The 26,543-nt window shown below is 65.2% G+C and carries 19 protein-coding genes; 8 read left to right on the forward strand and 11 right to left on the reverse strand.

Features of this window, described 5'->3' with window-relative positions; translation table 11 throughout:
- Positions 1 to 404: 404 nt before the first annotated feature.
- Positions 405 to 2,417 carry a DNA primase gene (gene dnaG, locus G572_RS23975; protein ID WP_051242398.1) on the reverse strand — a complete coding sequence of 671 codons (2,013 nt, stop codon included), beginning with the start codon at positions 2,415 to 2,417 and terminating at the stop codon, positions 405 to 407.
- A gap of 172 nt (positions 2,418 to 2,589) precedes the next feature.
- Positions 2,590 to 3,045, reverse strand: a complete 456-nt coding sequence (locus G572_RS0114165; protein ID WP_029059033.1) for a GatB/YqeY domain-containing protein — start codon at positions 3,043 to 3,045, stop codon at positions 2,590 to 2,592.
- 244 nt (positions 3,046 to 3,289) lie between these two features.
- Between G572_RS0114165 and carA the strand changes: the two genes are divergently transcribed.
- Positions 3,290 to 4,501 carry a glutamine-hydrolyzing carbamoyl-phosphate synthase small subunit gene (gene carA / locus G572_RS0114170; RefSeq protein ID WP_029059034.1) on the forward strand — a complete coding sequence of 404 codons (1,212 nt, stop codon included), beginning with the start codon at positions 3,290 to 3,292 and terminating at the stop codon, positions 4,499 to 4,501.
- 129 nt (positions 4,502 to 4,630) lie between these two features.
- Here the strand turns inward: carA and G572_RS0114175 are convergent, their stop codons facing one another.
- Positions 4,631 to 5,083: a MerR family transcriptional regulator gene (locus G572_RS0114175; RefSeq protein WP_051242625.1), complete on the reverse strand. Its 453-nt coding sequence runs from the start codon at positions 5,081 to 5,083 to the stop codon at positions 4,631 to 4,633.
- Between the two features lie 483 nt (positions 5,084 to 5,566).
- Positions 5,567 to 6,715: a helix-turn-helix transcriptional regulator gene (locus tag G572_RS0114180; RefSeq protein WP_169391322.1), complete on the reverse strand. Its 1,149-nt coding sequence runs from the start codon at positions 6,713 to 6,715 to the stop codon at positions 5,567 to 5,569.
- A 328-nt stretch (positions 6,716 to 7,043) separates the two neighbouring features.
- Between G572_RS0114180 and G572_RS23980 the strand changes: the two genes are divergently transcribed.
- The 3 genes from G572_RS23980 to greA all read left to right on the forward strand — a co-directional run bounded on the left by G572_RS23980 (position 7,044) and on the right by greA (position 11,406).
- Positions 7,044 to 7,358, forward strand: coding sequence for a helix-turn-helix domain-containing protein (locus G572_RS23980; RefSeq protein WP_245566225.1), 315 nt, complete (start codon positions 7,044 to 7,046; stop codon positions 7,356 to 7,358).
- Positions 7,359 to 7,524: 166 nt separating this feature from the next.
- A complete protein-coding gene (carB, locus tag G572_RS0114190; RefSeq protein WP_029059037.1) occupies positions 7,525 to 10,839 on the forward strand; it encodes a carbamoyl-phosphate synthase large subunit in 3,315 nt (1,104 codons plus the stop codon).
- Between the two features lie 93 nt (positions 10,840 to 10,932).
- On the forward strand, positions 10,933 to 11,406 hold the full coding sequence (greA, locus tag G572_RS0114195; RefSeq protein ID WP_029059038.1) for a transcription elongation factor GreA: 474 nt from the start codon (positions 10,933 to 10,935) through the stop codon (positions 11,404 to 11,406).
- Between the two features lie 1,312 nt (positions 11,407 to 12,718).
- Here greA and G572_RS0114200 read toward each other — a convergent pair.
- The gene (locus tag G572_RS0114200; RefSeq protein WP_029059039.1) at positions 12,719 to 13,195 is read right to left on the reverse strand and encodes an Lrp/AsnC family transcriptional regulator; all 477 of its coding nucleotides are present in this window, start codon (positions 13,193 to 13,195) and stop codon (positions 12,719 to 12,721) included.
- A gap of 180 nt (positions 13,196 to 13,375) precedes the next feature.
- On the opposite strand from G572_RS0114200, the gene G572_RS0114205 reads away from it, so the two are divergent.
- The 3 genes from G572_RS0114205 to G572_RS0114215 all read left to right on the forward strand — a co-directional run bounded on the left by G572_RS0114205 (position 13,376) and on the right by G572_RS0114215 (position 16,364).
- The gene (locus tag G572_RS0114205) at positions 13,376 to 14,380 is read left to right on the forward strand and encodes a mitochondrial fission ELM1 family protein (RefSeq protein ID WP_029059040.1); all 1,005 of its coding nucleotides are present in this window, start codon (positions 13,376 to 13,378) and stop codon (positions 14,378 to 14,380) included.
- A gap of 80 nt (positions 14,381 to 14,460) precedes the next feature.
- A complete protein-coding gene (gene trxB, locus G572_RS0114210) occupies positions 14,461 to 15,426 on the forward strand; it encodes a thioredoxin-disulfide reductase (protein WP_029059041.1) in 966 nt (321 codons plus the stop codon).
- A gap of 47 nt (positions 15,427 to 15,473) precedes the next feature.
- Positions 15,474 to 16,364, forward strand: a complete 891-nt coding sequence (locus tag G572_RS0114215) for a LysR family transcriptional regulator (RefSeq protein WP_029059042.1) — start codon at positions 15,474 to 15,476, stop codon at positions 16,362 to 16,364.
- Between the two features lie 479 nt (positions 16,365 to 16,843).
- Here the strand turns inward: G572_RS0114215 and G572_RS0114220 are convergent, their stop codons facing one another.
- Complete coding sequence (locus tag G572_RS0114220) at positions 16,844 to 17,920, reverse strand: alcohol dehydrogenase family protein (RefSeq protein ID WP_029059043.1); 1,077 nt, start codon at positions 17,918 to 17,920, stop codon at positions 16,844 to 16,846.
- Between the two features lie 85 nt (positions 17,921 to 18,005).
- Here G572_RS0114220 and G572_RS23985 point away from each other — a divergent pair, with 85 nt between their 5' ends.
- Positions 18,006 to 18,560: a TetR/AcrR family transcriptional regulator gene (locus tag G572_RS23985; protein WP_245566226.1), complete on the forward strand. Its 555-nt coding sequence runs from the start codon at positions 18,006 to 18,008 to the stop codon at positions 18,558 to 18,560.
- On the opposite strand, the gene msrP is transcribed toward G572_RS23985, so the two are convergent.
- The 5 genes from msrP to G572_RS0114250 form a co-directional block, all read right to left on the reverse strand.
- The gene (msrP, locus tag G572_RS0114230) at positions 18,553 to 19,521 is read right to left on the reverse strand and encodes a protein-methionine-sulfoxide reductase catalytic subunit MsrP (protein WP_029059044.1); all 969 of its coding nucleotides are present in this window, start codon (positions 19,519 to 19,521) and stop codon (positions 18,553 to 18,555) included. The genes G572_RS23985 and msrP overlap by 8 nt on opposite strands.
- Before the next feature lie 105 nt (positions 19,522 to 19,626).
- Positions 19,627 to 20,766: a PQQ-dependent sugar dehydrogenase gene (locus G572_RS0114235; RefSeq protein ID WP_029059045.1), complete on the reverse strand. Its 1,140-nt coding sequence runs from the start codon at positions 20,764 to 20,766 to the stop codon at positions 19,627 to 19,629.
- A 130-nt stretch (positions 20,767 to 20,896) separates the two neighbouring features.
- Complete coding sequence (locus tag G572_RS23990; RefSeq protein ID WP_037546892.1) at positions 20,897 to 22,951, reverse strand: elongation factor G; 2,055 nt, start codon at positions 22,949 to 22,951, stop codon at positions 20,897 to 20,899.
- Between the two features lie 534 nt (positions 22,952 to 23,485).
- Positions 23,486 to 24,685, reverse strand: a complete 1,200-nt coding sequence (locus G572_RS0114245) for a pyridoxal phosphate-dependent aminotransferase (protein ID WP_029059046.1) — start codon at positions 24,683 to 24,685, stop codon at positions 23,486 to 23,488.
- A 163-nt stretch (positions 24,686 to 24,848) separates the two neighbouring features.
- The gene (locus G572_RS0114250) at positions 24,849 to 26,537 is read right to left on the reverse strand and encodes a TadG family pilus assembly protein (protein WP_029059047.1); all 1,689 of its coding nucleotides are present in this window, start codon (positions 26,535 to 26,537) and stop codon (positions 24,849 to 24,851) included.
- Positions 26,538 to 26,543 lie beyond the last annotated feature (6 nt).

The raw sequence follows: 26,543 nt of genomic DNA on the forward strand, positions 1-26,543 counted from the left end.
GGGTCCATCGCCGCCATGCCCTGTCGCGCCACGCACGTTTATCCTTGCCCGGCTTTCGTTCCTCGGAACGTTTCCAGGCTTTGAAACATTATCTCTAGTCGGTGTCCGTTAAGTGCCACTTAACCCTGCAGATCGATTCGACAAGCCGCAACCCGTACCAGCGTCGCGCGCACGCATCCGTGTCGGCAACCGGCTTCGCATAAGGGCGTCGGACAGCAAGGTGATTTCAGGCCGCTTGGGTGCCAGTCTCGCATTGGACATGGGCGGGGCGCGGCTCGGGACGCTGTCACTTAGCTGTATTTAGCGCAACACGCCGGATTCGCAAGAGTGATTCGTCGCACGTCAATCGATTCGACGCCTGTTTCCCCGACGATCGCGTCCGTCCGCCTTGTCACGCCCGGGCCTCAACGCGACGAGGCGACCGCGGCGGCCGCCGCACCGGCGCCGACAGTCTGACGCGAGGAGCGCAGGCCACGCGCCTTTTCCGCCAATTCCTGCTCGTCGCGCGCGCATTCCTCGCGCCGGCGGGCGAGATCCTGCGACTGCGCGCGAATGCGCTGCCAGTCGGCTTCCTCCAGCCCGTCCTCCAGCGCCGCCATTTCCGCGTCGAGCTCCTGCTCCAGCGCCCGCACCTCCAGCGCATCCAGATAATGCGCGAACAGATCCTCGATGAAGTCGAGAGGCGGATCGTGGCGCAGGATCGGCAGCCGCTGCTTGAGATCCTGAAACCGGGCACGAAGCTTCGGATCGCCGCGCAGCGGAACGCCCGCCGTGCGCTCTTCCTCTTCGAAGACCTCGGACAGGATCTGGTAGAAACTTGAATCCAGCGTTTCGAAAAAGGCACTCACCGGGACTTCCTGAAGCTCGGTGGCGATGCGGCACAATTCGTCGCGAAAGCGCGCATGCAGCGGATCGCTCAGTCCGGCCGTGCTGATGCGCTCCACGTTGTGTTCCAGAAGGTCGGGATACTTCAGGCAAAGCCCGCACAGAATGCGCTCGTTGCCGAACATCGTGCCGTCGGGAAGATCGCCGCCGCGCGCCGGCACCGAGGGTTCGGCCGCCGGATCGCCCGGGCGCCTGCCGCCTCCGCCGCCACGTCCGGGACTGCCGCCCGCGCGCTGGGCCCGTGCCTGGCGGTAAAACAGGTTGGACAGCCTGAGCCGGATGTCGAGCTGGTATCCGCGCTTGACCCTCTCCTCGGCGATGGTGCGGGTCAGGTCGTCGAGGCTCTTTTCCAGCGCCGCGCGGCGTTCCGGCGTGTCGATGCGCGCGGCATCGACCTCGCGCGCCCACAGCACGTCGATCAGCGGAAGGCTTGCGTCGAGCTCGCGGGCAAAGGCGTCGGCGCCGCCGGCGGAAATCAGGTCGTCAGGGTCCTTGCCGTCGGGCAGGAAGACGAAGCCGAAGGAATAGCCGCTCTTGAGCCCCGGCAGAATCCGGTCGACCGCCCGATGTGCGGCGGCGACACCGGCCGCATCGCCGTCGAAACAGATCGTCGGCTCCGGCGCCAGCCGCCACAGCCGGCCGATCTGCTCCTCGGTGAAGGCCGTACCGAGCGCCGCGACCACATTGCGCATGCCCGCCTGCCAGATGGCGATGGCGTCCATATAGCCTTCCACCACGATGGCCTGCCCGCTCTTGTGGGCCGGTTCGCGGGCGCGGTGAAAGTTGAAGACCATCGCGCCCTTGTGAAACAGCGGCGTTTCCGGGGAGTTCAGGTATTTGGGCTGGCCGTCGGGATCGAGCGTGCGTCCGCCGAAGGCGATAACGCGGCCGCGATCGTCCTGGATCGGGATCATCAGCCGGTTGCGGAACCGGTCGTAGGTGGGGCGTCCGTCGTCGGGGCGAATGACGAGCCCCGCCTCGATCATCGCCGCCTCCTCGACCCCCTTGCCGATGAGGTGCCGTTTCAGCGCGTCGCGCCCGTTCGGGGCATAGCCGAAGCGGAATTCACGCAAGGTCTCCGGCAACAGGCGACGCTTGCGCACATAGGCACGCGCCGCCTCGCCGCCGGATGTCGCGAGATTGTCCTGAAAGAAACGCGCCGCCATCTCGCAGATCTCGGCAAGGCTCGCACGTTGCTGGGCGCGCGCGGCTTCGCGCGGATCGGGCGCGGGCAAGGACACCCCGGACTGATCGGCCAGCCGCTCGACGGCTTCGGGAAACGACAGGCCCTCGGTTTCCGTCAGGAAGCGAAAGTGATCGCCCGACGCGCCGCAGCCGAAACACTTGTAGCGGCCACGCCGGTCGTCGACGTGAAAACTCGGCGTCTTTTCCTGGTGAAACGGACAGCAGGCCCAATAGTCGCCGCGCGCGGCCTGGGTCTTGCGGCGGTCCCAGCTCACGCGCCGCGCCACCACCTCCGACAACGGGAGACGGTCTCGGATCTCGTCGAGCAAGCCGGGCGAAAAGCGCATATCGGGTCCTGTCAGGAGGCCGGGTTCAGGGCCGGTATCTGTCGGCAGGCTCCACCGATGCGCGGCGGAGCGAACCTCTGGCGGAGAGTTTACAGCAACGCGCCGGCGGTTTCACCAGCGATGCATAGCGGTGGAAAGCCTGTGCGCACATACAGGGCGGCGCAGGGGCCGCCTACTCGCTGCGCAGAAGGTCCTTCACGACGCAGCTCGCCCGGACGAAATCCATCTGGCCCGGATAACGGGTCTTCAGCGCGCTCATGCAGCGCCCCATGTCACGCAGGCCCTTGGCGCTGATGTCGCGCACGATGTCCTCGCAGGCCTCGCGCATGGCGTGATCGTCGAACTGCTTCGGCAGGAACTCGCGGATCACGGCGACCTCGTCGCGCTCCTGTTCGGCAAGCTCGAGCTGGCCGGCCTCCTCGAAATCCCGGATCGAGCGGCTGCGCTGAGCCACCATCTTGTCGAGGATTTCCTGAAGGTCGGCGTCCTTGATCCCGTCGCGACCGAGCTCGCGAGAGCGCGACTCCCGATCCTGGATCGCCGCAAGCAGCAGCCGCAGTGTTGCAGCCCGGCGCTTGTCGTTGGTCTCCACCGCCTGGCGAAGCGCCGCATCAATCCGTTCCCGCATGACCTGCCCTGCCGTTTGCTCGCCGATGGGCGCTGCCAAAAACCGTCACACGGCAGCATGTCCAAGCGAGATATAGACCTATCTATTTGATTTCTTATGATTATTTTTAACAGTCCGAGTGTTGACCACTGCGCTGGCATCCCATAAAGTGCCGCGATTGACGCACCGTTGACACTTCAGCCGTGCACAGTCAAGGCGCCTCGAGCGCTCAACCTTGTCACCTTTGTGATCGAGAAAGCAAGATATGACGACCGCTGACGTCTGGTCTGCGACGCCGACCACGGCCGTATTGGTCCTGGCCGACGGGACCGTGATCGAGGGCCAGGGCTTTGGCGCCACCGGCCAGGCCTGTGCCGAAGTCTGTTTCAACACCGCGCTGACCGGCTACGAGGAGATCCTCACGGATCCGTCCTACGCCGGCCAGATCGTCACTTTCACGTTTCCCCACATCGGCAACGTGGGGACCAACGAGGAAGACGTCGAGACGGTCAACATGGCGGCGGCCTCCGGCGTGCGCGGCGCGATCGTGCGCGCGGATGTGACCGAGCCTGCAAACTACCGCGCGACGCGTCACTTCAACGACTGGATGAAGGCACGTGGCATTGTCGGCCTCTCGGGCGTCGACACGCGCGCGCTGACCGCGCTCATTCGCGAGAGCGGTTCAGCCAACGCCGTGATCGCCCATGATCCCGACGGCAACTTCGATCTCGACGCGCTCAAGCTTGCCGCGGCGAACTGGCCCGGCCTTGTCGGCATGGACCTGGCGAAGGATGTCACCGCAGGCCAGAGCTATCCCTGGTCCGAAACGCCCTGGGAATGGGAAAAGGGCTATGCGACGCGCGACGGCGGCCCGTTCAAGGTCGTCGCGATCGACTATGGCATCAAGCGCAACATCCTGCGGCTCCTGACGGACGCCGGCTGCGAGGTCACCGTGCTTCCCGCCACCGCGAGCGCACAGGACGTTCTGGCACGCGATGCCGACGGAATTTTCCTGTCGAACGGTCCCGGCGACCCGGCCGCAACCGGCGATTACGCGGTGCCGGTCATTCGCGACCTGGTCGACAGCGGCCTTCCTGTCTTCGGAATCTGCCTCGGTCACCAGATGCTGGCGCTGGCGCTGGGCGCGGGCACCGTCAAGATGCATCAGGGCCATCACGGCGCGAACCATCCGGTGTTCGACCGCACCACCGGCAAGGTCGAGATCACCTCGATGAACCACGGCTTCGCCGTCGACGGCGCTTCGCTTCCCGAGACCGTCGAGGAGACGCATGTGTCGCTGTTCGACGGCTCCAATTGCGGCCTGCGGCTCAAGGGCCAGCCGGTGTTCTCCGTCCAGTATCATCCGGAGGCCTCGCCCGGTCCGCGCGACAGCCACTACCTCTTCCGCCGCTTCACGAACCTGATGCGCGCGCGCAGGGGCGAGACCGCGCTGCCGGAAAAGGACGCCGTCGCCTGATCGACCTGCCTCCCCCGCTCATGGGGGAACGACAAAAAAGCGCCGCGGTGAACCCGCGGCGCTTTTTTGTTTCAGATTGTCATCAGTCAAACCCGCCGATGCCGCCCGGTCCGGGCGCCCCTGCAGGTCTCAGGCATTTGCTCCGGACTTGATCAGGTCGTCGAGCGCACCCAGCACGCCGTTCATTTCATCGACCTGCTCGACGATCTGCGCCTGCTGTTCCTTCAGGATCTCGTCCTGGCGCGCACAGATTTCGCGCAGCGCCTTGAGCTGCGTTTCACGCGCCTGCCTGCCCTCGACCAGGGAAATGACTTCGCGGATTTCCGTCAGGGTCAGGCCAACCCGCTTGGCCTGAAGGATCACGCGCATGCGGCCCACATCACGCGGGCCATAGTGTCGCCGGGCGCCACGACGCTCAGGGTTCAGCAACCCCTTCTCCTCATAGAAACGCAATGCGCGCAACGTCACACCGAATGTGTCCGCCATTTCGGCGATGGACAGCTTTGCGTCATCGGACGGATCAATACGGATCGGACCAGCCAGGTCCGGTACTGCGACTGAGTTTTCCGACAATTTCAGCATTCCGATACTCATCGTTTTCCCGATCTGTCGCGTCGTGCGACGAAGATTGCGGAGGATCCTCCGCACCCGACCGCAAGCGCGGTCACCCTCGGCGAACATCCCAGCCACCCCACCGGTCGTAACCGGGTTACAGGAGGCATCAGACATTCCCAAACGGCAGTATGCCATCGAAGACGGTCAAGCACGTTCTCCGAACGCGCCAGATTTTTATCCGCGCAAACCAGATAGCGCACAAACTCGAGAAAAACCCGAGCTGCCGCGCAAGATATGAAAAAATCGCATCGATCAATAAAATTGAATTATGTCTCAATAATTTTTTATCATAACCTCACGTTGTATTCACAAAAGAATTCGCCCTGAATGAAAAGGAATCAACTTGCCAAAGGGAATAATCGAAAATCAAAAAACTTGGATTGCGAACATAAAAAACGGAATATCGATTCTATCGACCGCATAGAGAGGGCATCATGAAGGCCGGCCGAATCAGGAATGCGTGTCGCCATCCGACAACGGTATACCGTCGCAACATGAAACCATGGCTTGCGTTTCGGCGCCCGCAAGACGGGGCGGCAACCGTCGGCCGATGCTGCTTGCGCCGCTCTGGCCCAGTCGCCATGCCGACGGCGGGCACCCGAACCAGCGACGTGCCGCGCGCGAAAAATTGCCGGTTGCCGAAAACCCGAGCCGGTAGGCGATTTCAGACACCGGCATACCGGTATACCCGAGAAGATCGACGGCCATGCGCTGGCGCACCGCATCGTGAAGCCCCTGGAACGTCTGTCCGCGCTCCTGCAAACGGCGCTGCAATGCCCGCACGCTGATCGCCAGCGCACCGGCCACGGTGGAAGCGGTCAGTCCGGGATCGGAAACCCGCTCCGCAATGGCGTCGCAGACCCTTGCGGTAAAGTCCTCGGCCCTGCGCCTGTCGTCGAGGCGGCGCCGGTTCAACTCGCAAAGGGCGGCGAAGAGATCGTCGTGGCGCATCGGGTTGGACTGCCGGGCATCGCCGACTTCGTAGCGAAGGCAGTTTACCGGCGCATCGAAACTGACCGGCACGCCGAAAAAGTCTTCATAGGCCTGGACCGATGCCGGACGACTGCGTGCAAGCGTCACCTTGGACAGCCGCACGCCTTCGCTGCTGACCTGTTGCAGACGCATGAAGGTCTTGCTGACGGTCCGGTCGGTCAACTGGTCGCGACAGACGATTTCCGGCGACAGGGCGAAGGCGATCGAGGCATGGCCGCTCGCGTGTTTGGCGCGAACCTCTGCCAGGTCGAGCACGATGCAAATGAATCTCGCGGTCGTCTGCAGCGCCGTCAGGAAGTCCGGCGCATAGCGCAAGGCAAGCGAAACCGTGTCGTCGCGCCCCGGACCGGCAAATTTCGACCAATTGAGCGCGAAGGTCTCGTCTCCGGAATAGGCGGCGCAGACCTCCAGCGCGCGTGCATGGGCACGCAGGCTGATGTGATCGCCGAGAGTCATCGGCGCGCGCAGCTCATCGAGACCGTTCTCGCGCATCACCCGCTCGTAGGGAACGCCGCGCACGCTGCAGTAATCCGCCAGCCCCGCCTGGGCCCGCGAATGGATAAGAAGCGTATCACTCAAGGCCGGAGGGCCATTGCGCGCGGACATGAGCATTGTTCCATCGATCGGAAATCGCCGGGCGTTCAAGACAACGACCGGAGCGCGGGTGGCAAACCGGCAACCTCGTCAAGCCAGACTTAAGTATTTATCAACAAATTCTCGATGAGGTCCAGTCCGGAATGATCCGGGCCGGGCTCTATCCCCAAACGGGGTAAACATCGCGCGCCGCGGGGGTGGGTTTGACATTTTCCCGAAGAGGGTCGATTCATTGGCGCACCCTTGGTCATGCACGCGTCCTGATCGCGCGGGCAGGACTGACGCGGGGGGAAACGACCACGGGAGCAGGAACCGAGCGTCTTCGGGTCCGGAAACGAGAATGAAAGCGACGACGGGTTTTGATGAAAGCTTCGAGACCATGACGCCGGAACGGTTTCGCCTGTGGCGCAAGGCGCTGGGACTGAAGCAGAAAGACGCGGCCGATCGGCTCGGCTTGAAGAAGCGGATGATCCAGTATTACGAAAAGGGCGACCGGGACGGACGGCCGGTCGAGATCCCCAAGTCGGTCCGCCTTGCCTGTTTCGCCATTTCCAGCGGCATCGACGATTTCAACGGCAGCGCGACGGTCGCGATCCCCGCCCCGGCGCAGCCGCCGGAAGCCGATCCGGATGCGGAATCCTCCGGGCGGGACTGACGTCCCGCTCCGAACACCGATTTAGACATGGTATCATGCCAGCGATGGGGTTTCGCAACCCGCGCTTTTTGCCTATAAGCCCCGTTCAGCCGACCCATTTGCCGTCACCTCACCCTCCCGTCCCGCCGCAAAGCGGCGGATGCGGGCGAAGTCTTGCGAGCCACACATGCCCAAACGCACAGATATTTCCTCAATTCTGATCATCGGAGCAGGGCCGATCGTCATCGGGCAAGCCTGCGAGTTCGACTACTCCGGGACCCAGGCCTGCAAGGCGCTGCGCGAGGAAGGCTACCGCACGATTCTGGTGAACTCCAATCCGGCAACGATCATGACCGACCCGGATCTGGCGGATGCGACCTACATCGAGCCGATCACGCCGGAAATCGTCGCCCAGATCATCGAGAAGGAGCGTCCCGACGCGCTGCTTCCCACGATGGGCGGCCAGACCGCGCTCAACTGCGCGCTGTCCCTGCGCAAGATGGGCGTCCTGGAAAAATTCGGCGTCGAGATGATCGGCGCGACGGCGGAGGCTATCGACAAGGCCGAGGACCGCGAACTCTTCCGCCAGGCGATGGACAAGATCGGCCTTGAGACACCGCGCTCCCGGCTTGCCCATTCGCTGTCGGAGGCGCTCGACGCGCTCGACGACATCGGCCTGCCGACGATCATCCGGCCCTCCTTCACGCTCGGCGGCACCGGCGGCGGCATCGCCTACAATCGGGAAGAGTACCTCGACATCATCGAGCGCGGCCTCGACGCCTCGCCGACGACCGAGGTGCTCGTCGAGGAATCGGTGATCGGCTGGAAGGAGTACGAGATGGAGGTCGTCCGCGACAAGGCGGACAATTGCATCATCATCTGCTCCATCGAGAACATCGACCCGATGGGCGTTCACACCGGCGACAGCATCACCGTCGCGCCGGCACTGACGCTGACCGACAAGGAATACCAGATCATGCGCGACGCCTCGCTGGCGGTCCTGCGCGAGATCGGTGTCGAGACCGGCGGCTCGAACGTGCAGTTCGCGGTCAATCCGGAAAACGGCCGGCTGATCGTCATCGAGATGAACCCGCGCGTGTCGCGCTCCTCCGCGCTTGCCTCCAAGGCAACCGGCTTCCCGATCGCCAAGATCGCGGCGAAGCTCGCCGTCGGCTATACGCTCGACGAGTTGGAGAACGACATCACCGGCGGTGCGACGCCGGCCTCCTTCGAGCCGTCCATCGACTATGTCGTCACCAAGATCCCGCGCTTCGCCTTCGAGAAGTTCCCGGGCGCCGAACCGCTGCTGACCACCGCGATGAAATCCGTCGGCGAGGTGATGGCCATCGGCCGGACCTTTGCCGAAAGCCTGCAAAAGGCCCTGCGCGGCCTGGAAACCGGCCTCGACGGCCTGAATGAGGTCGAGATCCCGGGGCTCGGTCAGAACGACGACAAGAATGCCATTCGCGCGGCCCTCGCCTCGCCCACGCCCGACCGCCTGCTCAAGGTGGCACAGGCCGTGCGGCTCGGCATGGACCTCGACCAGATCTACCGCTCCTGCCACATCGACCCGTGGTTCCTGCGACAGATCCAGGGGATCGTCGAGATGGAGGAGAAGATCCGCACCCACGGCCTGCCCGATCACGCGGAAGGGATGCGCAAGCTGAAGTCGATGGGCTTTGCCGATGCGCGGCTCGCCTCGCTCGCCGGGCTGGAGGAGCGCGACGTGCAGGCCTTGCGCACGCGCCTCGACGTGCATCCGGTCTACAAGCGCATCGACACCTGCGCGGCCGAATTCGCCTCGCCGACCGCCTATATGTATTCCAGCTACGAGCCGTCTTTCGCCGGCAAGCTGGCCGACGAGGCCGATCCGAGCGACCGCAAGAAGGTGGTGATCCTGGGCGGCGGTCCCAACCGGATCGGCCAGGGCATCGAGTTCGACTATTGCTGCTGTCACGCCGCCTTCGCGCTGCAGGACGCCGGCTTCGAAACCATCATGATCAACTGCAACCCGGAGACCGTGTCGACCGACTACGACACCTCCGACCGGCTCTATTTCGAGCCGCTGACGGCGGAAGACGTGCTGGAGATCATCAAGGTCGAAAAGACCAAGGGCACGCTGCACGGCGTCATCGTGCAGTTCGGCGGCCAAACGCCGCTGAAGCTCGCCCAGGCGCTGCTGGATGCCGACGTGCCGATCCTCGGCACATCGCCCGACATGATCGATCTGGCGGAAGACCGCGACCGCTTCCAGAAGCTGTTGCACAAGCTCGGCCTCAAGCAGCCGCAGAACGGCATCGCCTATTCGGTCGAGCAGAGCCGTCTGATCGTCGCCGACCTCGGCCTGCCGCTCGTCGTGCGCCCCTCCTATGTGCTGGGCGGACGCGCGATGCAGATCATCCGCGACGAGGATGCGCTCAACGCCTATCTGCTCGGCACGCTCCCCGAGCTGGTGCCGGGCGACGTGCGCGCCAAGTACCCCAACGACAAGACGGGGCAGATCAACACGGTTCTCGGCAAGAACCCGCTCTTGTTCGACCGTTATCTCGACGGCGCCATCGAGGTCGATGTCGACGCGATTTCGGACGGAACGGATGTCTTCGTCTGCGGCATCATGGAGCACATCGAGGAAGCCGGCATCCACTCCGGCGACAGCGCCTGCTCGCTGCCGCCGCATTCCCTGTCGGCGGACACCATCGAGGAGCTCACCCGCCAGGCCAAGGCGCTCGCCAAGGGCCTCGGCGTCGGCGGTCTGATGAACGTGCAATTCGCGATCCGAAACGGCGACATCTTCGTGCTCGAGGTCAATCCGCGCGCATCGCGCACGGTGCCCTTCGTCGCCAAGACCATCGGCCATCCCATCGCCAAGATCGCGGCGCGCGTCATGGCGGGTGAAAAGCTCGCCGATTTCGCGCTCGAGCTGCCGGAGTTGAAGCATGTCGCGGTCAAGGAGGCCGTCTTCCCCTTCGCCCGCTTCCAGGGCGTCGACACGGTGCTCGGCCCGGAGATGCGCTCCACCGGCGAGGTGATGGGCCTGAGCCGGAGCTTCGAGGTCGCCTTCGCCAAGTCGCAGCTCGGCGCCGGCGCCCGCGTTCCGACCAGCGGCACGGTCTTCGTCTCCGTGCGCGATGCCGACAAGGAGCGGGTTCTCGATCCCATCGGCCGGCTCGCCGGGCTGGGCTTTCGGGTCATCGCCACGCACGGCACACAGGCCTTCCTGGAGGAACGCGGAATTTCCTGCGACAAGGTGAACAAGGTGCTTGAAGGGCGACCGCACATCGTCGATGCTATCAAGAACGGAGAGGTTCAGCTGGTCTTTAACACGACCGAAGGGGCGCAGGCCCTCTCCGACAGCCGGTCAATGCGCCGCGCGGCCCTCTTGCACAAGGTTCCCTACTACACGACCTTGGCGGGCGCCATCGCGGCGGCGAAAGGGATCGAGGCATACGCTTCAGGCCACCTTGAAGTGTTCCCCTTGCAGGCCTATTTCGCGCAGACCTGAATTCAGAGCGTCCCGACCGGGAATCCCGGCCGGGCGAGTGTCTTTTATCGCGCGCCGGCAATTCGGCGTGCGCAAGTGAAGGGTCGGAGACCTATGGAAAAAGTTCCGATGACAAGCGCCGGCTACACCATGCTGGAGAAGGAACTGAAGCAGCGCACTTCCGAGGAGCGGCCGCGCATCATTCAGGCGATCTCGGAGGCGCGCGCGCACGGCGACCTTTCGGAAAACGCGGAATATCATGCCGCGAAGGAACAGCAGAGCCTGAACGAGGGCCGCATCAGCGAGCTTGAGGACAAGCTCGGCCGCGCCGAGGTCATCGATGTGACCAAGCTGTCGGGTGACACGGTGAAGTTCGGCGCCACGGTGACCCTCGTCGACGAGGACACCGAGGAAGAGAAGAAATACATGATCGTCGGCGACGTCGAGGCCGACGTGAAGCTCGGCCGCATCTCGATCTCCTCGCCGATCGCCCGCGCGCTCATCGGCAAGGCCATCGGCGACACCGTCGAGGTCACGGCCCCCGGCGGCGCGCACGCCTATGAGATCATCAACGTCACCTACAGCTGACGTCGGAGCCGCGCCCGAGCTGTGCCCCTCCGGCGCGAACGAGACACGTAACGAAACGCCGCGCGGAAAACTTCCGGGCGGCGTTTTACGTTTTCGGCGAGGCACTTGCGCGCGGTTGATCGCGGCGCTTGCAAGATCGCGTAGTTTTGCGCGCGATTTTGCGAAAGTTGCGAGTCCGGTTGGCGATATTGATCGAGTTGCCGTTCGGGTGGTGCGGATCGGTCCGGCCCGGGACCGGCGGCCACAGGCGGACTTGTCCCCGAGGCCCTGCTGTCGCCCAGAAAAATGACCCGCGAGAACTTGTCCCCGCGCCCGCCGAACCGCCAAATCGGGGATAACATCGCCACTCCGAACCGGATGCACGCGCCTTGCAACGGCACGCGCCGGCCGGGTCCTGTACGACATCCGTCACACGCGGTATCCCCGCCCCTGTCGTCCTCCCGCAAGACTGACCGGCAAGCCGGCAGCCCGGAGGAACGGATGTCGCGACCGGCACCCGACAGGCACGACGACCGCCCCGCGCACCGGCGTCATCCCGGACCCGATCCGGGATCCATTGGCAACCTCGGCCGAAGTGGGGGCGCGCGGCGCTGGCAGTCTGCGCGGACATGCCGGCGAAGGGAGGCTGTCGGTTGACGCCGCTATTGGGTGCCAGGCTCACATCCAATTCGGTGCCGACAAGCGGATCCCGCCGCTACGCGGTCAACTCAGGACACAAGCCGGTCCGCCCCTTCACACCGCAATCGCTCTGCAAACGAATGGATCCCGGATCGGGTCCGGGATGACGGGCGGAGAGTGGGCACGGTCGAAGCCCCCAGCGAAGTCAATGGCATCGGGTCCGGGATAGCGTCGAAGCGCCGCCAAACACCAAAGAGACCGCGCGGTGTTCGACGATCATCTCGCTATTCTGAAAGAAGGCGCAAAGCCGCTCAACGCCCCTGCCCCGCGTTCACGCCGGTTCCAGCCGCAGAGACGCACAGCAAACATGAGAACCGCAGGTGCTGCTCCACACACCGGCGTCATCCCGGACCCGATCCGGGATCCATTGGCAACCTCGACCGAAGTGGGGCGCGCGGCGCGGGCGGCGCCCACGATCCTGCCGATGACGGCGGAGGGTGGTCGAGCGCCCCGCCAACCGAACCAACCGTCCTTGGGTTGGGGAGGAAAGGGGTGTGGGGCCAGCGGTGAGCCTGCGTCGGGCGAAGGCAGACAGGTGTCCGCCGCCTCTTCGGATGCGACCGTGTGACGGAGTTTGGATCTGCTGAAATCGAAGGATGTCGATAGGACGAGAAAACAGAAGGCGCAGCCCCCCTCACCCCAGTTCCTTCATCGGCACGACCGGGTCGTTCTTGGTCTGGCGGATCGTCAGCGCCGTGCGGACGCTGTCGACGTTGGAGGCGGCGGTGAGGTCGCGGATGATAAAGTTCTGGAAGCTCTGCAGGTCCGGCACCACGCATTTGAGCAAAAAGTCGACCTCGCCCGACAGCATGTAGCATTCGCGCACCTCGGGCCAGCCGTTCGCCGTCTTCTCGAAGGCAATGAGGTCGGCCTCGGTCTGGCTGTGCAGGCCGACCATGGCAAAGGCGGTGACCTCGTAGCCGAGCTGCTTTTCGTCGAGCAGCGTGCGGTAGCCGCGAATGAGGCCGGCCTCCTCCAGCGCCCGCACCCGGCGAAGGCAGGGCGGCGCGGAAATTCCGACGCGGCGCGCAAGCTCCACATTGGTGATGCGTCCATCGGCCTGCAGCTCGTTCAAAATGTGCCAATCAATCGCATCGAGGCGGATTTTCACACTGGTCTCCTTTGCAAATCACTGGCACAGACGGGCGGCGCGCGGGCACGCAGTCATGCCTGGCGCACGCCTCACGCAGCGGCTTTCAGGCTCCGCGCCGGACAGGCGGCGAACCTCGTCTTCTTTCTTAGCGGCTTATGATTTTTTGCGTAAGTCTGCAATAGTGTAACAACGAGCGGCATGAACAAGAAATATCACGAAAGCGAAACGGCTGTGGACGACGCAAGGATCTGGATCGTCAGCGACGGCAAGGCCGGCGACGAGACCCAGTGCATTGGCGTGGCGGAAGCGCTCGGGGGCCGCCCCCATGAACTCCGCCGCGTGGCGCCGCGCGCGCCCTGGAGCTGGCTGATGCCCTGGACCGGCATCGACCCGCGCGACGCGCCCGACAAGCCCGGCTCGCCGATCGCGCCGCCCTTCCCCGACATCGCGATTGCCTCGGGCAGGCGCGCCGTGGCCTATCTGGCGCGGATCAAGCGCGACAGCGGGGGGCGGACCTTCACCGTGTTTCTCAAGGACCCGCGCATCGGCACCAAGGCGGCCGACCTGATCTGGGTCGCCGAGCATGACAGATTGCGCGGCGACAACGTGCTGGTGACGGCAAGCGGCCCGCACCGCTTTTCGCAGGCGCGCATCGAGGCCGCGCGCGCAGCCCCCCTCCCCGACATCGCCGCCCTGGCGCATCCGCGCGTCGCGGTGCTGGTCGGTGGCGACAGCCGCACGCACCGGTTCCTGGATCTGGACGTCACCCGGTTTGTCGAGGGGCTGGAGCGGATCGCCGACGACGGTGCGCGCTTGATGATCACGCCGTCCCGGCGCACGCCACAGCCGCTGCTGGACGCACTCGCGCCCCTTGCCACATCGCCGGACCATGTGGCGTGGTCGGGCGAAGGCGAAAATCCGCTGCTTCAGTACCTGGCCAATGCCGATGCCATCGTCGCCACCGCCGACTCCGCCAACATGATCGGCGAGGCCCTGGCGACCGGTCGGCCGGTCCATGTGTTTCATCCGTCCGGCGGACACAGAAAATTCAACGTGTTTCTGGAGGCATTGACGCGCATTGGTGCCGTCCACCCCTTCCCTGGACGATTGAAAACGACTACCTACGAGCCAATCGATTCAACCCCGCGGATCGCCCAGGCGATCAAATGGGCCTACGCGACGCATCGCGCCGGCATCCGCTAGCCGGCGCCGCACGCCAGCCACCGGGAGACGCCGGAGACCCCGCCTTTTCGAAGGCCCGGCTTTTTAAGGAGAGTGCGACCATGACCGAACAGCATCACAAGCTCCTGATCGTCGGATCCGGCCCGGCCGGCTATACCGCCGCCGTCTATGCCGCGCGCGCCATGCTCGAGCCGGCGCTCGTCACCGGCATCCAGCCCGGCGGCCAGCTCACGATCACCACCGAGGTGGAAAACTATCCAGGCTTCGCCGATCCGATCCAGGGCCCCTGGCTGATGGAGGAAATGCGCAAGCAGGCGGAAAACGTCGGCACCGAAATCATCTACGACACGATCCTCGAGGCCGATCTCTCCACCCGCCCCGTGCGCCTGACCGGCGACAGCGGCACGGTCTACACCACCGACGCGCTGGTGATCGCGACCGGCGCGCAGGCCAAGTGGCTCGGCATTCCCTCCGAGGACGCCTTCATGGGCGCCGGCGTCTCGGCCTGCGCCACCTGCGACGGCTTCTTCTACCGGGGCAAGGAGGTCATCGTGGTCGGCGGCGGCAACACCGCCGTGGAAGAGGCGCTCTACCTCGCCAATCTCGCCTCCAAGGTGACGGTCGTGCACCGGCGCGACGAATTCCGCGCCGAACGCATCCTGCAGGACCGGCTGGAGAAGAACCCCAAGATCGAGGTGGTCTGGGACAGCGTGGTGGAAGAGGTGCTCGGTGGCGGGGTTCCCAAGGCGGTGACCGGCGCACGGATCCGCAACGTCAAGACCGGCGAGACCAGCGAGATCGCGGGCGACGGCTTCTTCGTCGCCATCGGCCACGCCCCGGCCGTGGAGCTCTTCAAGGACCAGATCGAGATGAAGCCGTCGGGCTACATCTGGACCGCGCCGGACAGCACGCAGACCTCGATCCCCGGCGTTTACGCCGCCGGCGACGTCACCGACGAGATCTACCGCCAGGCGGTCACCGCGGCCGGAATGGGCTGCATGGCAGCACTTGAAGCCGAACGCTATCTCGCCGCACTGGACGTTGCAGAAGCCGAAGCGGCCGAATAGACTTCCGACCTACGCAAAAGAACGAACAAAGGCTGGTCACTGTGCCGTTGGACTGGGACAAACTCCGCATCTTTCATGCTGCGGCGCAAGCGGGAAGTTTCACCCACGCGGGCGACACGCTGAACATGAGCCAGTCGGCGGTCAGCCGGCAGGTGAGCGCGCTGGAGCACGACCTCAAGGTCCCGCTGTTCCATCGCCATGCGCGCGGGCTCTTGCTGACCGAACAGGGCGAGGTGCTTTACCGCACCGCGCGCGAGGTCTTCATGAAGCTGGAGGCCGCGCAGTCGCGCCTCACCGACAGCCGCGAGAAACCGAGCGGCGTTCTGCGGATCACCACCACGGTGGGCCTCGGCTCGACCTGGCTGACACAGCGGCTGAACGAGTTCTTGGATCTCTATCCGGAGATGGAACTCAGGCTCATTTTCGACGACGACGAGCTCGATCTCGGCATGCGCGAGGCCGATGTCGCCATCCGCCTGCGCCAGCCGACCCAGCCGGACCTGATCCAGCGCAAGCTGTTCACGGTGCATTTCCATCTGTTCGCGGCACCGTCCTACATCCAGCGCTTCGGCTCGCCCAAGTCGATAGACGAGCTCGACGGCCACCGCATCATCACCTTTGGCGAACATGCCCCGGCCTATCTGCGCGACATGAACTGGCTGGAAACCGCCGGCCTTCCCTCCGGCCAGCAACGGCGGTGCGTCTTGCGCATAAACAATGTCGTCGCCATAAGGCGCGCGGTGGAACGCGGCATCGGCATCGCCATCCTTCCCGACTACATCAACGAGGAAGGCTCGGGGCTGGTCCAGCTCCTTCCCGAAGCCGACGTTCCAAGCTTCGACACCTATTTCGTCTACCCCTCGGAACTGAAGAACACGGCGCGCATCACCGCCTTCCGCGACTTCCTGCTGTCCAAGGCGGAACGCTGGACGTTCTGATCCACGACGCGCGCCCGGTGCTCTGGCCTGATTTCGCTGCATTGCCGCATCGCCGATGGCGATCCGTGAGACGCCATCCGTCCGCCTGCACGACGGCATTCCGCTGCGGAAGAATTCATCCCGGAAATCATGATAAAAATTCAGGCATTTCGCTGAAAATTCAGACGTCTGGACCGGGCCGGCAACACACGGGCGCAGGGCTGCGAACCAGATACGCGCAAAATGCATATCAGCAATGCAACACTGCTTCTTGAATAAGCACGTTGTGCACTGCATATAAGCAACAGGCTGTTGGTCTGCTTCGTCGCTACCTCCTCCCAGCGACGTATTATGCGACCAGCTGTTCCCCTCTGGAAGGTGATTGCGCCACTTAGGTGGCAAAATCAAATAACTGCCGGGTCTTCGGACCCGGCATTTTTTTTTGCCCGGATTCCAGGGGACAGCAGCCGACCAGAAGTCTTTCCCGCCCTTAGCGTGCCTCACTCCCGGACCACAAGACAGATCTTTCCGACATGGACCTTCGACAGGAACGCTTCCTGGGCGGCGCGCAAGTCCTGCAGCGGATAGGTCCTGGCAACCACCGGGCGGATTTCTCCCGCCTCGATATAGCGGACGAGATCGGCAAAGACGCTGGCCGGCTGATGGGTGCAGCCGAAGAAGGCAAGGTCGCGCAGATAGAGCGTACGCAGGTCCAGTTCCACGATGGGTCCCGCGATTGCGCCGGCCGTCACATAGCGCCCGCCCGGATGCAAGGCCTCGACCAACGCCGGCCACCACGCGCCGCCGACAAGATCAAGAACCACGTCGAACGCCTGCGCGGGCGGCTCTGCATCGCGTGCCAGCACCTCGTCGGCACCGAGTTCGCGCAGCGCATCCACCTTCTGCGGGCTGCTCACGGCAGTAACATGGGCACCGCGACGCCGGGCCAACTGAACCGCAGCGGAACCGACACCGCCCGATGCCCCCGTCACCAGCACGCGCTCCGCCCCGAGCGAGGCCCGCTGAATCATCCCCTCCGCTGTTGAAAAAGCGCAGGGAAATGACGCCAGTTCCACGTCCGAAAGACCTGACTGAATAGCGACCGCATTCTCGGACGCAACGCACGTATACTCGGCGAAAGCGCCATCGCGTTCGGATCCGAACGTCGACGCGCCAACACCCGTGCCGGCTCCAGCTGCAGGCTGGACGGCGCGAACGAGCACCCTTTCCCCAACCCTGGCGGCAGGCACGTCGGTGCCGTGCGCGACGATCTCGCCGCAGCAATCAGCGCCCTGGATGCGGGGAAAGGACAGCGCCGCACCGGACCAGCCTCCATCCTTTTCGACCAGATTGCCGTAGCCCTTTGCCGCGCCCGACGCGGTGTCGCCGCGAATGGCCTTCGAATACCAACCCGTACGGGTGTTGACGTCGGTGTTGTTGATCGCGGCCGCGCCAACCCGGATCAGCACCTCCCCTGCCGCCGGGACGGGAACCGGCAGATCCTCGCGCCACTCCAGCCTGTCGAGCCCGCCATGGCCGGTCAGGACCATGCCTTTCATCATCCCCGGTATCGTCATCCTTGTCGCCTTTCGTCAGGTAGAATGATTACTCTACTTGCACAAGTAGAACAATCGCTCTACATCGTCAAGCATGACGGATACGATGGCGAGGATAGCGGCGGGACTGGAGAGCGCCTTTGCGCGCCGGGGCTTTGCGGTGCCAAGCGTGGAAGATCTGCGCGACGCGGCGGGGGTGAGCTTGCGTACGCTCTACAAATACGCCCCCTCACGCGACCGGATGGTCCGTATTGCGCTCGAGCATCGTCATCGGCGCTATCTCGACCATGTCTTTTCGGATCTGCCGATGGGTCATGAAGCCGCGCTTGACGCCCTGTTCGAGCGTATCGGCCTGTGGATGGAGCGCGAGACCTCTCACGGCTGCCTGTTTCATGCAGCCGTGGCGGCCAACCCGGACGACAACGAACTGAAAGCGCTGCTTGAGCGGCACAAGTCGGAGGTCGCGGAACGCGCGGCCGGGGCGACGGGGCTATCCGGCCGAAAAATCGAATTGATGCAGGTCATCGAGGGATTGACCCAGAGCTGGCCGCTCTACAGGGAACGGGCAACGACCGGAGCCCGGCACCTCGGTGCGGCGCTTCGGCGCGCCGAGGTGCCGGGACCGTTTGACGCCAGGACGTCCTCTCCCTCCCTCACATGAAGAGCGCCTCGCCCTCCAGGTCCTTGTAGAGATGGGCGACCTGTTCGCCGTAGCCATTGTAGAGGCGGGTGGGGACGCGCTCGTCGGTGGCGAGCAGGCGTTCCGTCGCCTGGCTCCAGCGCGGATGCGGAACCTCCGGGTTCACATTGGCCCAGAAGCCGTATTCCGCCGCCTGGATCTGTTCCCAGAAACTCACCGGACGCTGGTCGGTGAAGGTGAAGCGAACAATGGATTTGATCGATTTGAAACCGTATTTCCACGGCACGGCGAGGCGAAGCGGCGCGCCGAACTGATTGGCGAGCGGCTTGCCGTAGATCCCCGTCGCCATGAAGGCGAGCTCATTGGTCGCTTCCTCGATGGTCAGCCCCTCCACATAGGGCCAGGGGTTCCATGAGGCGCGCTGGCCGCTGGCCACCTCCGGATCGAGGAAGGTCTCCATGCGGACGTATTTCGCGCCCGCCTGCGGGCCGGCGAGCTTGACGAGATCGGCAAGCGGAAAGCCCGACCACGGCACGGTCATCGCCCAGGCCTCGACGCAGCGGTGGCGGTAGACCCGCTCCTCCAGCTGCACCTTCGACAAGAGCTCGTCGATGCCGATTGTTTGCGGATTGTCGCAAAGCCCGTCGATCTTCACCTCCCAGGGCCGGATCTTCAGCGCCTGGGCGGCACTCGCGATCTGCTTGTGCGAGCCGAACTCATAGAAGTTGTTGTAGGTGGAGGAGACTTTCTCCGGCGTGATGGCGCGCTCGACCTTGTAGGCGTCGTTGCGTTCAACCGGATAAAGCGATGCGCTCGGATCGTCGGCGGCAAGGGCCGAGCGGGAAAACAGCGCCCCGCCCGCGACGCCGCCTGCCGCCGCCAGGCCGAAGCCCGCAAGGATCTGACGGCGGTTCAGGAACACATGCTCGGGCGTGACGGACGATTCGGGGAGGTCCCAGGACCGTTTGTGTATGGTCGGCATGGCGATGCCTTTCCTCTCAAGGTGCTGACGCGCTTGCCTCCCGGTTATACCTGGCCGCGCTCGCACACAAATCAAGCCCGCTTGATGTGCCGTGAACAATCCGGCCTATGGCGCGGCCGAGATCCGGTAAAGCGCGCCCCCCGCCTCGTCGGTGGAAAACCACAATGCCCCGTCGGGGCCGTTTCGAAGTGTGCGGATGCGCCCGTAATCGCCGACGATCAACCGCTCCTCGCCGGTCACCTCCCCCGCCTCGACCTCAAGCCGGGAGACAAGCTGGTCCTTGAGCGCGCCGACGAAGAGATCGCCGGTCCAGGCGGGAATGGCGTCGCCCGTGTAGAAGGCCATGCCGGACGGCGCGATGGAGGGATCCCAGTAGTGGAGGGGCTGTTCATAGCCTTCCGCACTGGTGCCGACGCCGATCTCGCCGCCGGAATAATGCCGCCCGTAGGAAATCACCGGCCAGCCGTAGTTGCGCCCGGCCTTCGGGCGGTTGATCTCGTCGCCGCCGCGCGCACCGTGCTCGACGGTCCAAAGCGCGCCGGTTTCCGGTTCGATCGCGGCCCCCTGGATGTTGCGATGACCGGTCGACCACATCTCCGGCAGCGCCGTCTCGCCGTTGGCGTGGGGATTGTCGGCCGGAATGCCGCCGTCGCGGGTGACGCGCAGAACCGAGCCCGCACGATCGAAGGGATCCTGCGCGCGCTCCGCCTGGCCCCGGTCGCCCGTCGTGACATAGACCGAGCCGTCGGGCGCGGGAACCACACGCGAGCCGAAATGCCGTCCGCCCGGGGTCCGCGTCTCCATGCGCGCAATCACCTTCACATCGGCAAGACGCACATTGCCGTCCTCGCGCAGGAGCCGCGCCCGCGCCGCCGTGGTGCCGGCCCCGTCGGGCCCCGGCTCGGAATAGGTGAGAAAGATCTCCCCCGTTCCGGCGAAATCCGGGGCGACGACCACATCGAGCAATCCGCCCTGCCCGGAGGCGCGCACCTCAGGCACGCCTGTCACCTCAACACGCTCGGCACGGTCGGCCGACACCCACCACATGCGCCCGTCGATCTCGTTCACCAGAAGCGACCCGTCCGGCAGGAAGTCGAACCCCCAGGGATAATCGAGGTCGTCCACCATCTTCGTCACGGCGAAGCGCGTGGTATCGCCCTCGTGCACGGTCTGGGCAAGCGCTTGCGGCAACGCCGCGAGGATGGCTGCGCCCGCCAGCGCAAGGGCGGAAACCGGAAACCGCATGATCGTCCCTCCTGTCGAACAAGCCCCCGCAACAAAAGGTAGGCATGCCGCGCCGGGTTTCCAGTCGCGACCTTCGCGCGGGCACCCGGACAGCGCTCCCGCTGTCCGGGGAGCGGCCTTGAACGGGACGTCAGGCCGCCCGCATGTTCCGACGCGCGCGCACCTCCTCGGCAGCCTTGCCGTTCAGCTCCGCAAGATGGTCGAAGACGCGCGAGAAGCTCGCCACCCCTTGCGTTGCGGAGCGCAACTCGACGATGAGATCGGTCGTTTCCGCCGTCGGCATCATGGCGCGCACCTCATCCCAGCCCGGCCAGCCGGGACGCGCGTCGAACCCGAGCAACTGCCCGCGATGCGCCGAGACAATGCCGTTGATCCGCGGCGTCGCCTCGCTCGGACAGCGGATCGTCACCAGGTCGACCGGTTCCAGCAGCACGGGCCTGCACTTCGGCAGGCCCTCGCGCATCGCCTGGATCGCGGCCATGCGAAACGCCTGGTCGGAGGAATCGACGCTGTGAAACGACCCGTCGGTCAGCGTGACGCCGAGATCCACCACCGGAAAGCCCAGCGCCCCGTGGCGGATCGCCTCCTCCACCCCGGCGCGCACCGCCGGGATGTATTGCTTGGGGATGACGCCGCCGGTGATCGTGTCGGTGAAGGCGAAGCCCTCACCGCGCTCGAGCGGATGGATCTCCAGCGCGACGTCGCCGAACTGGCCGTGCCCGCCCGACTGCTTCTTGTGGCGCGCGCGCGCCGACGCCGAACCGCGAATGGTCTCGCGGTAGGGCACGCCCGGCGGCGCCGTTTCCACCTGGAGGCCGTATTTGCCGGCAAGGCGCTCAAGCGCCACGCGCAAATGCATTTCCCCCTGTCCGCGAAGCAGAGTTTCGCCGCTCTCCGGCGCGTGGACGACGCTGAGCGACGGGTCCTCCTCCGCCAGTTTCGCAAGGGCGGCATTGAGCTTGACCTCGTCGCGGCGCTCGGCGGGAAAAACCGCAAGGCCCAACACCGGCATGTTTTCGTGTACCGGCGCAAGCGGTGTCTCGACCGCCGTCGTTCCAAGCGTTTCCCCGGTGGCGACCCCGTCGAGCTTGCCGAGTGCCACCGTGTCGCCCGGACCGGCGGCGACGCGCTTGTGCGCCTGCTGCCCCAGGAGCGTGTAGAGCCCCGACACCCGGACCGCACTGCCATCGCCGCGCGCAAGCGTGTCGGCATCGGCCACCGATCCGCTCATGACCCGCACCAGCGAGAGCTTCCCGGCATGCGGCGTGTGCAGGGTCTTGAGCACCTGAAGGAGCGGATCGCCGCCGGTCTCCAGCCCCAGCCGCGCAGCGGCTTCCGCAACATCCGGCGTTTCGTGCCGCAGCGCCTTCAACAGACGGCCGATCCCGTTTCCATGCTCGGCGGACCCGAAGAACACCGGGCAGACCAGCCCCTCGCGCGTTTCCTCGGCCAGATCGGCAAAGATCCGGTCCGGATCGGGCGCCAGGTCTTCCAGCAGCGCCTCCATCAGCGCGTCGTCGTGATCGGCGAGCGTCTCCAGCATGGAAAACCGCGCCTCCACCTCGCGCGCCATTGCCGCGTCTGGAATGTCGATGATCTCGCTCGGCGCATGCTCGCGGTAGACATAGGCGCGCTCCAGCGCCAGATCGATGTAGCCGGTGGCGATGCCATCGTTCCAGATCGGCACCTGGCGCAGCAGCAGCGGTGCGCGCGAGGCCGGTTGCAGCATCGCCAGCACATCGCGGATCCGGGTCGCGGCCCGGTCGATCTTGTTGACGAAGACGAGGCGGGGAACGCCGAGGTCCTCCAGCTGCTTGAGAATAAGCTGGAGCGCGGGAACCTTCTTCTCGTCCGCCTCGACCACGACGACCGCCAGATCGACACCGGCCAGCACCCCGACGGTTTCGCCGAGAAAATCAACCGCTCCGGGACAATCGAGAAAGGTGAAGGGATCGTCCATGAAGACGGCCCCGGCCGCGTTGACCTCGACGCTCATGGTGTGGGCGCGTGCTTCCGGCGCGCCGTCGCCGACGGTGTTGCCAGCGCTCACGCTGCCCTGTCGGGAAATCGCACCGGACCGCGCAAGCAGCGCCTCCAGCAGCGTGGTCTTGCCGCTGCCCGACGGGCCGAGAATGGCGATGCACCGTGGCCGGGCGCTGCCGGCCGTCTCCCTGTTGCCGTTCATGGGGAACGCTCCCTCTCCCGGCCATGTTGCGCCCTCGGCAGGGGCCGAGACTGGCGGCCGATCCGAGCAGGAGCCGTCCGGGCACGGCGATGACCGGGTCTGGCCGCGCGCCGGAGCCACCACCTGCCGAATGCAGGTGAAGAGTGAAAGCCCGCCATATGCGGGTGCAACCTCATCCCGCCCTGTACCGGCGGATCGTTATCGTCGCGCCGAAAACGGGCCGGACGCAAGGAAATCCGTTGCCGCAGCGCAGCACGGGCGGGCGCGGAACGCGGGCAAAACGCAAAAAAGCCGGCGGGTTGCCCCGCCGGCTTTCGACCTGCCGACAATTCCGGAGTCGCTTCAGGCGTCCTACCGGGCAAGCGTCAGCGCGACCCGGTATCGGAGAGCCAGAAGCCTGTGTTTCACAGGCAAGAAGACACCGAAAGACTTTGCCTCCCCGATCCCGGCTCTCATTGCATTCGGCCGGGATGACGCGCCTTCGGAGCCTGTCATCACGCACCGTCGCGGAGCGAGCCCAGCGCAGGGCGCGCGTTACTTCAGGTTCGCGCAAAAGCGCTGGATGCGCTCGCACGCCTTTTCCAGCGCTTCCGTGGAGGTCGCGTAGGAAATGCGGAAGTTGGGGCCAAGGCCGAAGGCCGAGCCATGCACCACGGCAACGCCCTCGGTCTCAAGCAGCTCGGTGACGAAATCCTCGTCGCTCTCGATGACCTTGCCGGACGGCGCGGTCTTGCCGATGGTGCCGGCGCAGGACGGGAAGACGTAGAAGGCGCCTTCCGGAACCGGACAGTCGATCCCCGTGGCCTGGTTGAGCATGGACACCACGAGATCGCGGCGGCCCTTGAAGACCTCGTTGTTCGCCGGAATGAAGTCCTGCGGTCCGTTCAGCGCCTCCACGGCCGCCCACTGCGCGATCGAGCAGGGGTTGGACGTCGACTGCGACTGGATCTTGGCCATGGCCTTGATCAGCTCCGCCGGGCCGCCGGCATAGCCGATGCGCCAGCCGGTCATCGCATAGGCCTTGGAGACGCCGTTGACCGTAAGCGTGCGGTCGTAGAGACCGGGCTCGACCTGGGCCGGCGTGGTGAACTCGAAATCGTCGTAGACGAGATGCTCGTACATGTCGTCGGTCATCACCCACACATGCGGATGACGCATGAGGACGTCGGTGATCGCCTTCAGGTCCGCGCGCGAATAGCCGGCGCCCGACGGGTTCGACGGCGAGTTGAAGATCACCCACTTGGTCTTCGGTGTGATCGCGGCTTCCAGGGCCTCCGGGGTGATCTTGAAGGTCGTCTTGTCGGCCTCCACGATCACCGGCTCGCCGCCGGCCAAGAGCACCATGTCCGGATAGCTGACCCAATAGGGCGTGGGGATGATCACCTCGTCACCCGGATTGATCGTCGCGATCAGGGCGTTGTAGAGCACCTGCTTGCCGCCGGTGCCCACCGTGATCTGACCGGTCTCGTAGGTCAGGCCGTTCTCGCGCTTGAACTTCCCGGCGATCGCCGCCTTCAGCTCGGGAATGCCGTCCACGGCCGTATATTTGGTCTTGCCTTCCTGGATCGCCTGGATCGCGGCCGCCTTGACGTTTTCCGGCGTGTCGAAATCGGGCTCTCCGGCGCCAAGGCCGATCACGTCGCGACCGGCGGCCTTGAGTTCGCGCGCCTTGTTGGTGACGGCGATGGTGGCGGAGGGTTTGACGCGCGCCAGCGCGTCGGCGATGAAGGCCATTGGGATCTCCCGGTAAATGGGCATGAAGTGCAGGCCGCGAGACTACTTGCGCGCGGTATCGCGCGCAAGGCCGCCGGTCACGGCGCACGGCGCTTCTCACGACTTCTTCTTGCCATCGCCCGTCGGCCGCTGCGCCCGCACGGCCCCTGTCGGCCCGCCCCGGTCAGCCGGCAAGCATGCTCCCGTTGCAACGCACATCCTGCACGCTCACGTCCGCCTCGCCGAGACTGACGCCCAGCGTCATCAGCAGACTTTCCACGACCGCGTCGAGCGGTCGCGCCAGGTCAGCCAGGATCTCTCCCAGCAGATCCGTCACACCCCCGAGCGGAAGCGTCAGGAGAACCACCCGCACCCTGAGATCGAGATCCTCCACCAGGGAACTGACAACGCTTTGCAGGATGCCGGAACTGGACACGCGTTTTACCGTGCGCGTCTCGATATCGCGGCGCGAGAATGTCAAAAGGGTGCCATGCTGGCTGCCAGCCTCGACATGGGCCTTTCCCGTGGCCGATATAAGCGCGGTGCTGACGATCCTCGCCGGATCCACGTCCGGCTTGCGTTCGAAATCAGTGATATCGCCGGTCCTGACCTCCCCGAGCCACAGGTCGGCAATGCCGGGCCGCGCCTCGACCCTGACCCGCGACACGCGTCCGCCACGGCAGGAAATGCCGCTCAGCCGCGCCTGCGCATAGGCAACATCCAGGTAGACCGGCAACCGCACTTGCACCGTTTTCAGCAGTCCGCGACCGCCGACCTGCGCCACGAGCCTGAGCCGCGTCTGCGCGGTGGCGACCGTGCTGCCGGCTTCCCCCACCCGCATGAAGGCGGAATCTTGCGGCGGTTCGCCAATCACAAGATCCAGGCGAAGGTCCACAAGACCGGGCACCTCGGCGGCGAGATCGAGGGACACCTGGCGTTCGCCATTCGCCAGCAGCCCCGCCAGCGAGACGAGTTGCATCGCCGAGGCCCGCAGCCCGATGCCCGGCGCACGTTCGCCAATCGCCAGATCGCCGTAAGGTCCGGCATCGAACACGGCCGACAACGGCACGCTCAGTCCGGCGCGCGCCGTCCCCGACAGCCGGCGCAATGCGAAGGCCGCGGTCGGTTCGCGCGCGTTTCCCGCCGCCGCGGCGGCCGCCTCGAGAAAGTCGGCAAGCGACACATCCGCTGCAAGAAGCTCTTCATAGGTGCCCAGCTCCAGGTCCGCCGACGCATTGACCTGCGAAAGCAGGTCGACCACGTCGAGATCGACGTCGGCAAGCGCCTCGTAGTCCATCACCGACAAGGAGACCGTTGTGCCCAGAAGCGCGCCCAGAAGGGCGTTCGCCACCCCTTCCCGCAGCGCGAGCAGCCGGCTGCCCACCGTAAAGCCGGCCAGTTCAGCCGTCGCCGCCGTCGCCTTCACGCTGATTTGCGGCGCCTGCACGTCGAAAACCCGGGCAAAGAAGATGTTGCCGGGCATTTTCGCCAAGACCTGGACGGCGTTGTAGGGACGCGCGCCCGGCGTGAACCGCTGTGTGTGGTGGACCGCGTCGTCCGCGACATAGCGCCCCCGCGTCACGTCGGCCGTCGCCGTCAGCCCGTTGGCGGCAAGCGCCCTGGCGACGGCCACTTCGGCATTGTCGATATCGGCGGCACCGGCGATGGCGGCGAGGTCCGACGCCCCCTGCAGGTGCCGGCGCTCCAGGTAAAGCGAGGCAATGTCGATGGCGAGGGCCGCCACCGCGGCCATCAGAACGAAGGCAAGCCCCGCCATGATGCTCACCGATCCATGCCGGTTCGAAATCAGACGACGGACGAGACCGCGACCGCGTTGCCAGCAACCGGACGTTCCGCAGGTGTGACCAAACATGACCGT

It is taken from the genome of Stappia stellulata DSM 5886 (assembly GCF_000423705.1).
Classification (GTDB): Bacteria; Pseudomonadota; Alphaproteobacteria; order Rhizobiales; family Stappiaceae; genus Stappia; species Stappia stellulata.